This window comes from Streptomyces sp. E11-3 (assembly GCF_046540415.1).
Taxonomy (GTDB): Bacteria; Actinomycetota; Actinomycetes; order Streptomycetales; family Streptomycetaceae; genus Streptomyces.
This window is the reverse complement of record NZ_JAZGRL010000001.1, coordinates 2,935,855-2,947,936: the sequence shown is the minus strand read 5'-3', so window position 1 is coordinate 2,947,936 and position 12,082 is coordinate 2,935,855. Positions and strand designations below refer to the sequence as shown.

The window sequence follows — 12,082 nt, the reverse complement described above, 5'->3', positions numbered from 1 at the left end:
ACGGTGACGGCAACGTCACCGGACGACGGCTGTGGTGGGTGGGGCGTCGGTCGGGCCGATGGCGGTGCCGAGAATATCGATGGCCTGCCGCTGAAGGCGGACGTGGGCGTAGCCGTGACGCCGATGTGGGCGTGGTCGAGGAGTTCCTTGATGGCGACGAGTTCGACGCCCTGTTCCAGGAACAAGGTGACGGTGGGGTATTGGAGGTCGTGGCAGCGGACGTGCCAAGGTCCGCTGCCTGAGGATCGGCCGAAGCGGTGGTGAGGTTGCCGGGCTCGCTGCTTGGTGGTCGGGCTGCGTTCGGCGCGACGGGGTGTCGGCAGTCAGGATGCGTGGTTCTAGGTGAGTGGGTGGAGCCGCGCGTCCCTCTGCGGTGGGTGGCCGTTCAGTGTCCTCGCCGGCGACGCGGGGGTCGTTGATGCACCGGACGCACAGTTCGTCGTTAGCGCGGTGGGCGCGGCGACGGTACGCGGTAGGAGCGGATGATCGTCAGGAAGGAGAGGGCGGCCAGGCCCAGGGCGAGGCCGGCCGTCTTGGTGAGGGAGCGGTCCAGGGACTCGGAGAAGCCCGCGCCTCGGGGGCGTAGGAGGCCCTTGGGGTCGGAGATGATGCCGATGGCGTCTCCGGGGCGGGTGGCCTGGCTGCAGCCGCGCGTGATCGTGGTCCGGGCGATCCTGCCGTCCGGTTGTGCCACCGAGCAGTGCGGTGCGGTGTGGAACGCGATCGAGGTCACCGTGGCTGTTTGTGGTTCGCCTCGTACGGTCAGGACCGTTTCGGCCGCTACCTCGGGTGACTGCAGGGCCAGTGTGACGCCCAGGACGGTGACCGCGGCTACCAGCAGGTGTCCCGCCCTGGTGGCGATCAGGTAGATCGCGAGGCTCAGGGCGAGGAGTACGCCGATCATTCCTGAGAACAGCACTGGGATGCCCGTGAGTGCTCCGGCGACCCCCGCTCCGATGATCGAGGTCGTGCCGACCGTCGACACCAGCAGGCCCTCCCGGGACAGCCAGCGGGGTGGGCGGTCGGTGTACTCCGCCGGTCCCCAGAGGGTTCGCGCCAGGCGGGTGCGCAGGAGGCGTTGGGGGTTTGGGGNCCCCGCGTGCGCGTACCCCCGCGTGCGCGTACCCCCGCGTGCGCGTACCCCCGCGTGCGCGTACCCCCGCGTGCGCGTACCCCCGCGTGCGCGTACCCCCGCGTGCGCGTACCCCCGCGTGCGCGTACCCCCGCGTGCGCGTACCCCCGCGTGCGCGTAGCGGGTCAACGCCACTGCCGTCGCTCATTCGTTTGGGCGGCGGCTTTGTCGTATCCGGTGGGTACGCTGCCTCTACGGCCCAGAATCCTGCCCATGGGAGGAACCATGACCGCCGAATCGCTGTCCGAGCCCGCCTCGGAAGGCAAGCCCGCGCGGTCTTCCAAGCGAGTGTGGCCTGTCCCGCCGCCAGGAGGCTGGACGGTGGACCACCTGTTCAGCCTGCCTGATCTCCCGCCGCACACCGAGCTGATCGACGGGAGCCTGGTCTTCGTGAGCCCGCAGCGGAGTTTCCACACTCTGACGATGTACCTGCTGGAAGCAGGGTTGCGTAGCACCGTCCCCGGAGATCTGCGTGTGCGGCGGGAGATGACCGTGGTCATCGACAAGCGGCAGGGGCCGGAGCCGGATATCTCCGTGGTGCGCGCCGAAGCCGTGAGTGGGGGTGAGGAGACCCACTACCCGGTCGCGGACGTGGTCCTCGCCGTGGAGGTGGTCTCTCCGGACTCGGAGTCGCGGGACCGCGAACGCAAGCCGGAACTCTACGCCAAAGGTGGCATCCCGCACTTCTGGCGGATCGAGCAGAGCGAGGACGGCCGCCCTGCGGTGTATGTCTACGAGCTGGACCCGGCGACCGGGGCGTATGTCTCAGCCGGCGTCCATCACGACCGCCTCAAGCTCAGCGTTCCCTTCACCGTCGACATCGACCTCAGCGCGATCGAGGACATGTAGAGCCGGCCGTCCGAGGCGGCGATCACTGCCGGTGCGTCGTGCGCAGCGGCTTTCCCGGGTTCCAGATCTGGATGGCGAGCTGGTCGCCGTCGACGGACGTCCTGACCACCTCGGTCAGCTCGGCCCTGAACAGGTGGAACTGCCCCGGCGGGCCGACCTCGCCCACGTAGTGCGCGATGACCTCCGGGTCGTGGACCTCGATCGCGCGGCCGCCGATGCGGACGTCGCCGCCGCCCATCTCGGTGCCGGAGCCGGGGTTGGCCTGGAGCGCGAAGCGCGGGTCGCGGCGCAGGTCGATCGCCTTGAGGGAGTCCGACATCATGCCGAGCCACAACTCCCCGGCGAGGAAGCGGACTTCCAGGCCGGAGGTGCGGGGTGAGCCGTCCTTGCGGAGAGTCGCGAGGATGTGGTGCGTGAACGCTTCGAAGCGCTCCTGGACGGTCTTGGCGAGCGTCGGTTCCGCGGTGGCGAATGTTTCCCAGTTGAAGGACATGACGTCAGTGTGGCCTGGATACCGGACATCTTTTGTCGGGTATCCGGATATTCGGATTCAGGTGGTGTGGTCTACGGGTGCCCAGGGCGCTACGGGTGGGCTCCAAGGTGCTCGCGGGCGGCCTCGACGAACGCCGTCCGTAGCTGCGTATAGCGCTCCCAGACGCCGTCCGGCTCGGTGTCCTCGGCGTGCATCGAGCGGATGCAGGTGACGAGGGCCCTGGCCTCTTCTATGGGGCCGAGGCCTTCGAGGTCGATCATGTTGAACTCGGCCTGCGTCCGCGTGTACGCCGCGTCGGTCTCGGTGAGGGCCCACTCCTTGTCGGCGTAGTCGCCGCGCCACCGGTGCCAGGACACCCGCGCCTCAGCGTCGGTGGCCGTGAGGAAGGCGGCGTATGTCGTGCGGTGTGCGAGGTAGATGGGGGTCCAGTCCTGCGCCATGGCGGTGCCTCCGGTCCGGGATCGTCGCATGGTCTGTCTGACGGGTGCTCAGGAACCATGGCATGGGAGTGATCAGTCGAGAAGACCCGTGGTCTGGTGAGCGGGGCGTTCCTGTCGTACGTATGGTCCTGCTGAGGGATCAACCGAGAGGCGGCGGGCTCGATGGCGCACGGTATGCGGACCGACCTGTACGACACATGGGGGGACGGCGGCAGCGGAGGCAGCTGGCGCGGCGAGGGCTGGCGGGAGGCCGCGTCGCGTTACGCGCTGCTGCCGTTGCGCGTCTTCCTGGGCGTCACCTTCATCTACGCGGGCCTGGACAAGCTGACCGACTCCGCCTTCATGTCCGCGACCGGCGAGGGGTCGATCGGCGAGATGATGAACGGCGTACGGGACTCGGCGGCCATCCCCGCGCTGGTCGACCTCGCGCTGAAGAGCCCGGTCAACTTCGGCTACGCCATCGCCTTCGGCGAGCTGGCCGTCGGCATCGGCACCCTGCTCGGCCTGCTGGCCAGGATCGCCGCGCTCGGTGGCGCGCTGATCTCGCTGAGCCTGTGGCTGACCGTGAGCTGGGCCGTCGAGCCGTACTACTACGGCAACGACCTGGCCTATCTGATGGCCTGGCTGCCGTTGCTACTCGCCGGCGCGTCGATGTTCTCGCTGGACGCGCTGCTGCGCGAACGGCGGCGGCGCCGTCGAGTGGCGTAGTCCGCGGCCGACACGACCGCCGCGAGGAACAGGCCCCCGACGACGATCGGGATCGCCGTGTACCACGGGATGCTCCAGGCGCCGCCCGCGTCGCCCGCGTACAGGGCCCCGGCGGTCACCAGGACGAGGCCCGCGACCAGCTTGCCCGGCTGGAACTCATGGCGCGGCACGGGTCACCTCCACCTGTCCGATGCCGACTTCGATGTCCAGCTCAAGGGTGCCGCCCTTTGGGCTGTCCTTCTTGCCGTCCTCCTTGCTGTCCTTCTCGCCGTCTTTCTTGCCGTCTTTCTCGCTGGTCTGGGGCTCAGGTGGCTTGAGCGTCACGTCCCGCTTCTGGTCCGCTGCGACGTCCACGTCGTTCCGCCCCTCGCTGGGCAGCTGGATGTCTCCGATGCCGACCTCGGCTTTCAGACGCACGGTCACGTTGTGCGGTACGACGACCTTGAAGCGGCCCGCGCCCACGTCGGCGCCGGTGTGCAGGGTCTGGTCCTCGGACAGCTTGATCCCGCTCAGATCGAGGGTGGCGTCGCCGGTCCCGAGCTCGTAGGTCGTTCGTACGTCGGCGACCGCGGTGGGCGTCCACTCCGTCCGCATCCACTCCGTGCTGATGTTGGCCGGGAGGGCCGCGGCTCCGGCCAGCAGACCCGCGGTGATCACCGCGAGGATCACCGACCCCACACCCGTACGCCCGAGGAACGCGCTGACCGCGATGCCCAGGCCGAAGACGATCAGGGCGCAGGCCAGGCCGGTCTGCAGGCTGGTGCTGAGCGAGGCGCCGCCCCATTGGTCGCCCCAGGTCAGGCCGGTGCCGATGCCGCCCGCGAGGAGCGCGAGCAGGAGGGTCCAGCCGCCGATCCAGCGGGGGCCGCGCGGCTTGGGCACTCCCGCGGGGCGCTGGGTCACGCGGGAGTGCCGGGACTGTCCTGGCGGCGCCCATATGTGGCCCGGCTCGTACCGGACCTCGGTCCCGGCCAGGTCGGGGGGACCCCAGTAGTAGCCGGTGGACCCGACGTAGGTGCCGTCCTTGACGATGGGGTCCCGCCACCAGGAGGGCGCGCCGGAGACGGGCGGCGCCTGGGCCTCGGGCGGGGCGTCGGCGACGGTCTGCGCCGTCACCGGGTCCGGGTCGGTCGTCGAGCGCTGCTGCGACCAGTAGCCCGCGCCCGCGAGCAGCAGGGCGAGCACGGCGGCGAAGGTGATCACGCCGCCGTTGTTCAGCATGGAGAGGAAGAGCCCGGAGCCGACGAGGGCGAACAGCAGCGCGGTGAGCGCCGGGCCGTCGACCCGGCCGGAGAGCAGTCGCCGCGCTTCGTTCTCCTCGGTGTCGTCGAACGGGATGAGGAGCCAGGCGAAGCCGTAGAAGATCAGTCCGACGCCACCGGTGATCGCGAGCACGGCCAGCCCGATCCGGAAGATCACCGGGTCCATGTCGCAGCGCCGCCCGAGCCCGGCGCAGACACCGCCGAGTACCTTGTGCCGTCGGTCGCGGCGCAGCTTGACGTGGATACCGGGCCCGTCGGGGTCGCTGCCGGTGCTGGTGCCTGGGGCCTGCTCGCTCGCGTGACCCCAGTGGTGGCCCCAACCGTGCCCCCAGCCGCCGCCGTGCTGGCGGTTGCCTGCCCGCGGAGGTCCGCCCGCCGGTGCCTGGCCGGCCGAGGGCCCCGGCTGGCCCGGCCCGCCCGGCTGCCCCGGTGGCTCGGCGTCGTGCGGCTCCGGGGCCGCGGCGTGCTGATCCGTCATACGTACATGGTGACGGGCGAAGGCCGCGTCCGGCAGGCGGGACAACCCTGGCGCATCCCTGATATCGCCCCTGAGGCGACCTGTCGAAAGGGAGGCTGACGGAGATCAGGGGCGCCTCCGGGACCAACCCTGATGCCTCACCCCCCGCCCACGTGTGACTATCGGTGACATGCCCGCAGCCGCCACCGCGCCCACCGAAGAACCGCAGCCGCTGCGCAAGCTCTACCGCAGCGGCGACGGCCGCTGGCTCGGCGGAGTCGCGCGCGGACTCGCCGGGCATCTCGGCCTGCCTGTCATCTGGGTGCGGCTCGTCTTCATCGGTCTGTTCATGGCGAACGGCCTGGGCGCGCTGCTGTACGCCGCGTTCTGGTTCTTCGTCCCGCTCGGCGTCGGCGGCGTCGGTGGCGGCGGCGCCGAGCGCCAGCACTCGGTCACCACCGAGACGGGCCCCGACGGCCGCCGCAAGCTGGTCGTACGCAAGGTCGACAAGGGCCAGTTCGTCGCTCTCCTCGCGATGGTCATCATCTCGATGGTCTTCGTCGGCTCCGTCGACATCGGCGGCCACGCCCAGGCCTACCTGTGGCCCACCGTCCTGGTCGGTGCGGGTGTCGCCCTCGTCTGGCGGCAGGCGGACAACGCCCGCAGGGCCCGCTGGATCGCGGTCGGCCGCCGCCGCAGAACCCTCAACCTCGCGCGGTCCGCCGCCGGTGTACTGCTGGTCGGCGCGGGTGTCTCCAGCATCTTCATCGTGCAGGGCTCGGCCGAGGACCTCGGCGCCGTACTGCAGGCCGCGCTCGCCGTGTTCGTCGGCATCGCGCTGCTGGCCGGCCCGTATCTCATCCGGATGACACAGGACCTGTCGGAAGAGCGGCTGATGCGCATCCGCGCCCAGGAGCGCGCGGAGGTCGCCGCCCACGTCCACGACTCGGTGCTGCACACCCTGACCCTGATCCAGCGCAACGCCGACAACGCGAACGAAGTGCGCCGCCTCGCCCGCGCCCAGGAGCGTGACCTGCGCACCTGGCTCTACAAGCCGGAGGGCACGGGCAAGGACGAGGACGACGAGCCCGACACGCTCGCCGACGCGGTCCGCAGGTCCGCCGCCGAGGTCGAGGACAAGCACGGAGTCCCGATCGAGGTCGTCGTGGTCGGCGACTGCCCGCTGGACGAGAAGCTGACCGCACAGATGCAGGCCGCGCGGGAAGCCATGGTGAACGCCGCCAAGTACGGTGGCGAGGGCGGCGCGGTCCAGGTCTTCGCGGAGGTCGAGGGCGACACGGTCTTCGTGTCCGTACGGGACCGAGGCCCTGGCTTCGACCTGGACGCGGTTCCCACGGACCGGATGGGCGTACGAGAATCGATCATCGGCCGGATGCAGCGGCACGGCGGTACGGCGCGACTGCGCTCGCCGCAGGGCGGCGGTACGGAAGTCGAGCTGGAGATGGAGAGGACGGCGACGACGACATGAGCGACATGAGCGGCGCGACCGACGCGACCGACGCGACGGGGCAGACCGGAGCGACGGCCGGAGCGGAGGGGACCGGCGCGGAGCGGACCGGCGCGGCCGAGAGCGGGAGCGGGTCCGGGCCCGCGTCCGGACCCGGGCGTCACGTACGCGTCGTACTCGTCGACGACCACCGGATGTTCCGCACCGGCGTCCAGGCCGAGATCGGCGAGACCGAGCGCACCGGCGTCGAGGTCGTCGGCGAGGCGGCCGACGTCGACCAGGCGGTCACGGTCATCACCGCGACCAGGCCGGAAGTCGTCCTGCTCGACGTCCATCTGCCGGGCGGCGGCGGCGTCGAGGTCCTGCGCCGCTGCGCCCCCCTGATGGCTGCGCCGGAGAACGCCGTACGCTTCCTGGCCCTCTCGGTCTCCGACGCCGCGGAGGACGTGATCGGCGTGATCCGCGGCGGCGCGCGCGGCTATGTCACCAAGACCATCACCGGCACGGACCTGGTCGACTCCATCTTCCGCGTCCAGGACGGCGACGCGGTGTTCTCGCCGCGGCTGGCGGGGTTCGTCCTCGACGCCTTCGCGTCCACGGACGCCCCTCCGGTGGACGAGGACCTGGACCGCCTGACCCAGCGCGAGCGCGAGGTCCTGCGTCTGATCGCCCGCGGCTACGCGTACAAGGAGATCGCCAAGCAGCTCTACATCTCCGTCAAGACGGTCGAGTCCCATGTCTCGGCTGTGCTGAGGAAGTTGCAGCTGTCCAACCGGCATGAGCTGACTCGGTGGGCGACGGCTCGACGTCTGGTCTGAGCAGCAGTTCGAACCACACCGTCTTGCCGATGCCGCAGGGGCGGGGTTCTGCGGCCCAGGCGTCCGAGAGCGCGGCGACGAGGGCCAGGCCCCGGCCCGAGATGTCGTCGGGCGACGCCTGGCCGGGCTTGGGGAGTGTCGCGTTCGCGTCCGACACCTCCACGCGGAGGCGGTCGTCGTCCAGGACGCACCGGGCCCAGATCTCTCGGCCCGGCGGGACCGTCCCGTGGCGGTACGCGTTTGTCGTCAGTTCGCTGAGCAGCAGCTCGGCTGTGTCGGTCACCTCGTCCGGGATCTTCCATTCCCTGGCCTGTTCTCGCAGAAGCGCACGGACAAGGCCCACGCTTCGTGAGTGACGCGACAGGTACCACTCGGTTTCCCTTGCCATGCGGGTCGTTTCCTTGCGTGTGAGCTTCCGTCATTTACCCAGCTCACGTTGGAGGTTGGCGCGTAGCCTCTGGAGTAGCGGTGCGGGTACGGAGGGTGGGTGTACCCGGCGTGGACTGCGGGGAGGTGGACGTTGTGTCCGAGGCGAACTCTCAGCCGCCGATTGCTTGGCGCTATTGCGGAAGTCAGATCAAGCTGTGGCGGACGGAGGCGGGTGTCAGTCGCCAGTCGCTGGCCAACGAGTCGAACTACGACTACGAGTACGTGAAGTCGATGGAGAACGGCCGCAGACGGCCGACGTTGCGGTTGTTGCAGGTGGCGGATCAGGTGTGTGGGGCGGGTGGGAAGCTCACCGCTGCGCAGGAGTACCTGAAGCCGGAGAAGTTCCTCTCGTATGCCGAGGACTACGTGCGGTACGAAGCCGAGGCGACCGACCTGAGCTCCTACCATCCGCTCCACATCCCAGGCCTGCTGCAAACCGAGGAGACCGTCAGGGCGCTGCTGAGCGCCTATCTCCCTCCGCTTGACGACGAGACGATCGAGGAGCGGGTAGCTGGCCGGATGGAGCGACAGGCGGTGCTCGGCAAGAGCACCAGGGCGTTCAGTTTCGTGATCGGGGAGGGCGCGCTCCGGAATCCGGTGGGCGGAGTTGAGGCGCACAAGCGTCAGTTGCTGCGGCTGCTGGAGGCGGCCGAGGCGCGTAACGTGATGCTCCAGGTGCTTCCGTTCCTGGGAGCCGGTCCTGGCGTCGATGGACCGTTCGTGCTGTTGGAGATGGTTGACCACGAGCGCGTGGCCTACGAGGAGGGGCAGGCGACGGGGAGGCTCTATTCAGACCCGGAATGCGTCAGCATCATCGCCCAGCGCCATGCCATGATCCTGCGACAGGCTCTCAGGCAGGATGAGTCGGTCACGTTCATCAGAAAGTTGGCGGAGGGGCTATGAGTAGCGAGCTGGTGTGGTTTAAGTCCAGCTACAGCAGCAGCGGAGGCGGCGAGTGCATCGAAGTCGCCACCTGCCCCCACACCATCCACATCCGAGACTCGAAGCTCGGAGCCCAAAGCCCCCAGTTCGCCGTGTCCGCACCCGCCTGGGCCGCTTTCGTCTCGTACGCCACCCGCGTCTGAGTACCGGCGCTCGCGTCCCGAGCTTCGGGCGCCGAGATCCGAGCTCTGTTTGCAGGGAATGGGAGGTTGGGTTACCCCTTCCTCCCCGCCAACTCCCGCACTCACCAGCCCACATGACTTTTCGTGATCGGCTTGCCACGGGCAGTTGCGACGGTCTAGCGTTCGCAGCAATAAACAACCCCGGCAGGTGTTAGAGCACCGGCCGGGGTCTCACCCCAAGATCGAATCGAGCGATCTCGTGGCTTACGAAAACTCTAACGTGGCCCTGCCCGCGTCCGCACACCCCATGGCGAACCCCGGCTACGGCAAACGCTCCGTGTTCGATCAGCCGCCCAGCCGCCCCGGCGACTTCGCCCACCTCCCCGCCCGCGAGGCCTACATCGCCGTCTTCATCGACCGGCTCCCCGAAGGCGCCGCGATGGACGCCAAGACCCTCGCCAAGGCCCTCCCGCTCTACGGCCAGCAGGCGGTCCGTACGGCCCTCAACGCGCTCTCCAGCGCGGGTCACCTGCGCCGCGTACGCCAGCTCGCCGACACCGCTGACGGCGGAGTCCGCTGGGTGTCCCGTACGTACTGGTCCCGTACCGCACGTAACGGCGAATGGTGGTCCCAGTACCTCAGCGGTGACGCCCCGACCGCCGCTGCGGCAGCACCCGCAGCCGCAGCACCCGCAGCCGTACCCGCGAGCGACGCGCCGACGGTGGACGACGTTCCGCCCGAGGGCGCGCCCGCACCCGAGCCGACCCGTACCCCCGCCTACTACGCCCTCGCCCAACTCGGCCGCAAAGACCCCCGCCTGGCCCTCTCCGCCGCCGACTGCGAGGCTCTCGAACCCCTCACCGCCGACTGGTTGGTGCGCGGGGCGACGTCCGTCACCCTCGCGCACGCCCTCACGGCCGGGCTCCCCGCCGAGGGCGTACACGCGCCCGGAGCCTTCACGCGGCGGCGGCTCATCGACCGGATGCCGCCCGAACTCCCATCGGCCCCGGTACCTTTGGCCGCCCGCGCGCCGATCATGGAGTGCACGGACTGCGGTGTACCCGGTCGACCGGAGGCGCTGCCCGGCGGTCTCTGCCGCGCCTGCCGAGACGACGGAGGCGCGGCAGACGCGCGGGACTTGCTGCCCCCGCAGGACGTACGCGCGCGAGCCGCACAGCTACGCGACATGGCCCGCGAGCCACGGCGCACACCACTCTCCGTGCCGCTCTCGCACGGTTCGCTCAGTCGGCCATCAGCCGGGCGCGCTGCGCCGCGGACATCGGCGTGACCACGACCGCCAGCGCTCCCGAACGCCAGGCGGACAGCAGCCATGCCGCAGGGAGCTGGAGACTGAGCATCGCGATGATGCCCGTCACGAACGCGCTGTCGGCCGGCGCCTCGTCCCCGGCCGCCCAGGCGACGAGGCCCGCGTACACCAGCAGCACGACGGTGTAGCCGATGCCGTCGGTCAGGATCACGCGCCAGCGCGGCAGCGGCGGCAGGAGGCGACGGGCGACGGCCAGGGACAGGACGGCGACGGGCGGGAAGGCCAGCTCCCATGGGTCCGACGCCCTGCTGGCGCTCCAGCCGCCGGACCCTTCGGAGAGGGTCATCAGGCCGAGTTCGACAGCGACGCCGGTCAGCCAGGACAGAACGCCGACGACGAACGCGTACGAAAAGGCGCTGCGCCAAGTGACAGTCACGTCAACCCCCTTCGGACAGGGTGCTTGGTCGGATAGCGCCCCTGTTCCCGGACATTCTTCCACCGCCCCGCAGACCGCCGGTCGCCGGGTCAGTAGCCGCCGCTGTTGCTGATGGTGCCGCGTTCGCACATCGGCTGGGACAGGCAGAGCAGGCTGCTGTTCCTCGAACGGTGCACGACCTTGGTGCTGTGCTTCTTGCCCTTGTGGCCGTACAGGTACAGCTCGTGGTCCGGGGCCTTGCGGTACTTGCCGGTTGCGTAGAAGTCACCGTTGCGGGCGAGGCGCATGTCGAAGGTGGCGCCGATGCCGGCCCGGCGCGGGCCGGACGACGGGCAGAACGGGTCGGTGGCCTCGACGCGGCCGCGTACGGCGCGGGTCTTTCCGTTGAACCTCGACATCGTACGGAAGTCGATCTTCTTCTTACTGGCCTTGCGCTTGGCGACGAACTTGCCGGACTTGGCCTTGTAGACCTTGGTCCAGCCCGTCGTCGGGTACAGGTTGTACTTGGACTTGGTCCAGGAGATGACGCCGCGGACCCCCGCCCGGTGCGAGGCCCCCTTGATCTTCTTGGAGTAGCCGCGGTTGTCGCCCCGGTACTTGTAGCCGGAGGTGTACTTACAGCCGGAGATCTTGCCGAGCTTCTTCGGGACCTTGGCCCACTTCTGGCGGATGAAGGAGCGCCACACCACGGTGGTCTTGGAGTACTTCTTCGCCCTGGCTTCGATCTGCCGCGCGGTGGACGCGAGCGTGGCGGCGTCGTCCGCGGCGGGCACCGTGGCGTTCAGGCCCCAGGTGTGGCCGATGCCACCCTTGGACTCGCCGAAGACCTTGTACTCGGCCTGGCTGCCGGGGGTGACGGCGGTGTCGCGGAAGCTGTGAGCGGCGGTGTCGGCGATCTTCACGCCGTCGCGGTACACCGTGTACTCGGTGGCGCCGAGGTCCGGCCAGGACAGGTCGACGAACTTCGAGGACGCGGCCCAGGCGGCGCGCTCGGCCTTGTTCGGCGAGGAGGCGAGGGTGGTGTCGGCGAGCACCTTCTGCTTCCCGGCGGAAAGGATCTGGCTGTCGGTGGCGGTTCCGACGTAGTTCTTGAGGGTTTTGACGCCGATGTCGCCGGACGCGCCGCTGCTGTTCGCGCTCCCGGTGGACTTCGCGGCGCCGAACGTAGCGGACTTCGCGGCGCCGAACCTGCCGCTCTCGGCGTCGAGTACGAACGCGGCTTCCGCGGCGGGGGCGGGGGCGGGGGCGGCTTGCGCCAG

14 protein-coding genes and 1 pseudogene are annotated in these 12,082 nt (G+C 69.8%); 7 read left to right on the top strand and 8 right to left on the bottom strand.

From position 1 onward, the window contains the following. Positions 1-15: 15 nt before the first annotated feature. Together U9R90_RS13300 and U9R90_RS13295 are read right to left on the bottom strand one after the other, a co-directional pair. Positions 16-221, bottom strand: a pseudogene (locus U9R90_RS13300) (site-specific integrase); the annotation flags it as partial. A 221-nt stretch (positions 222-442) separates the two neighbouring features. Beyond that, on the bottom strand, positions 443-985 hold the full coding sequence (locus U9R90_RS13295) for a hypothetical protein (protein WP_411056655.1): 543 nt from the start codon (positions 983-985) through the stop codon (positions 443-445). 360 nt (positions 986-1,345) lie between these two features. On the opposite strand from U9R90_RS13295, the gene U9R90_RS13290 reads away from it, so the two are divergent. Beyond that, positions 1,346-1,981, top strand: a complete 636-nt coding sequence (locus U9R90_RS13290; RefSeq protein ID WP_411056654.1) for a Uma2 family endonuclease — start codon at positions 1,346-1,348, stop codon at positions 1,979-1,981. A gap of 22 nt (positions 1,982-2,003) precedes the next feature. Here the strand turns inward: U9R90_RS13290 and U9R90_RS13285 are convergent, their stop codons facing one another. Together U9R90_RS13285 and U9R90_RS13280 are read right to left on the bottom strand one after the other, a co-directional pair. Beyond that, positions 2,004-2,474 carry a pyridoxamine 5'-phosphate oxidase family protein gene (locus tag U9R90_RS13285; protein ID WP_411056653.1) on the bottom strand — a complete coding sequence of 157 codons (471 nt, stop codon included), beginning with the start codon at positions 2,472-2,474 and terminating at the stop codon, positions 2,004-2,006. Positions 2,475-2,563: 89 nt separating this feature from the next. Continuing rightward, on the bottom strand, positions 2,564-2,914 hold the full coding sequence (locus tag U9R90_RS13280) for a hypothetical protein (RefSeq protein ID WP_411056652.1): 351 nt from the start codon (positions 2,912-2,914) through the stop codon (positions 2,564-2,566). A 162-nt stretch (positions 2,915-3,076) separates the two neighbouring features. On the opposite strand from U9R90_RS13280, the gene U9R90_RS13275 reads away from it, so the two are divergent. After that, complete coding sequence (locus U9R90_RS13275; protein WP_411056651.1) at positions 3,077-3,622, top strand: DoxX family protein; 546 nt, start codon at positions 3,077-3,079, stop codon at positions 3,620-3,622. A 156-nt stretch (positions 3,623-3,778) separates the two neighbouring features. On the opposite strand, the gene U9R90_RS13270 is transcribed toward U9R90_RS13275, so the two are convergent. Continuing rightward, positions 3,779-5,362, bottom strand: a complete 1,584-nt coding sequence (locus U9R90_RS13270; RefSeq protein WP_411056650.1) for a PspC domain-containing protein — start codon at positions 5,360-5,362, stop codon at positions 3,779-3,781. Between the two features lie 169 nt (positions 5,363-5,531). Between U9R90_RS13270 and U9R90_RS13265 the strand changes: the two genes are divergently transcribed. Continuing rightward, positions 5,532-6,830, top strand: a complete 1,299-nt coding sequence (locus tag U9R90_RS13265) for a PspC domain-containing protein (RefSeq protein ID WP_411056649.1) — start codon at positions 5,532-5,534, stop codon at positions 6,828-6,830. Then, the gene (locus tag U9R90_RS13260) at positions 6,827-7,627 is read left to right on the top strand and encodes a LuxR C-terminal-related transcriptional regulator (protein WP_411056648.1); all 801 of its coding nucleotides are present in this window, start codon (positions 6,827-6,829) and stop codon (positions 7,625-7,627) included. The genes U9R90_RS13265 and U9R90_RS13260 overlap by 4 nt, the downstream gene beginning before the upstream one ends. Here the strand turns inward: U9R90_RS13260 and U9R90_RS13255 are convergent. Continuing rightward, positions 7,527-8,015, bottom strand: coding sequence for an ATP-binding protein (locus U9R90_RS13255; RefSeq protein WP_411056647.1), 489 nt, complete (start codon positions 8,013-8,015; stop codon positions 7,527-7,529). The genes U9R90_RS13260 and U9R90_RS13255 overlap by 101 nt on opposite strands. 134 nt (positions 8,016-8,149) lie before the next feature. Here U9R90_RS13255 and U9R90_RS13250 point away from each other — a divergent pair, with 134 nt between their 5' ends. The 3 genes from U9R90_RS13250 to U9R90_RS13240 all read left to right on the top strand — a co-directional run bounded on the left by U9R90_RS13250 (position 8,150) and on the right by U9R90_RS13240 (position 10,408). Then, a complete protein-coding gene (locus U9R90_RS13250; protein WP_411056646.1) occupies positions 8,150-8,959 on the top strand; it encodes a helix-turn-helix domain-containing protein in 810 nt (269 codons plus the stop codon). Continuing rightward, positions 8,956-9,141 carry a DUF397 domain-containing protein gene (locus tag U9R90_RS13245; RefSeq protein WP_411056645.1) on the top strand — a complete coding sequence of 62 codons (186 nt, stop codon included), beginning with the start codon at positions 8,956-8,958 and terminating at the stop codon, positions 9,139-9,141. The genes U9R90_RS13250 and U9R90_RS13245 overlap by 4 nt, the downstream gene beginning before the upstream one ends. Positions 9,142-9,400: 259 nt before the next feature. After that, positions 9,401-10,408, top strand: a complete 1,008-nt coding sequence (locus tag U9R90_RS13240; RefSeq protein WP_411056644.1) for a MarR family transcriptional regulator — start codon at positions 9,401-9,403, stop codon at positions 10,406-10,408. Here the strand turns inward: U9R90_RS13240 and U9R90_RS13235 are convergent. After that, on the bottom strand, positions 10,362-10,823 hold the full coding sequence (locus U9R90_RS13235; protein ID WP_411056643.1) for a hypothetical protein: 462 nt from the start codon (positions 10,821-10,823) through the stop codon (positions 10,362-10,364). The two genes, U9R90_RS13240 and U9R90_RS13235, sit on opposite strands and share 47 nt — an antisense overlap. An 89-nt stretch (positions 10,824-10,912) precedes the next feature. Beyond that, positions 10,913-12,082: hypothetical protein (locus tag U9R90_RS13230; protein WP_411056642.1), on the bottom strand; the 1,170-nt coding region annotated here is incomplete at its 5' end.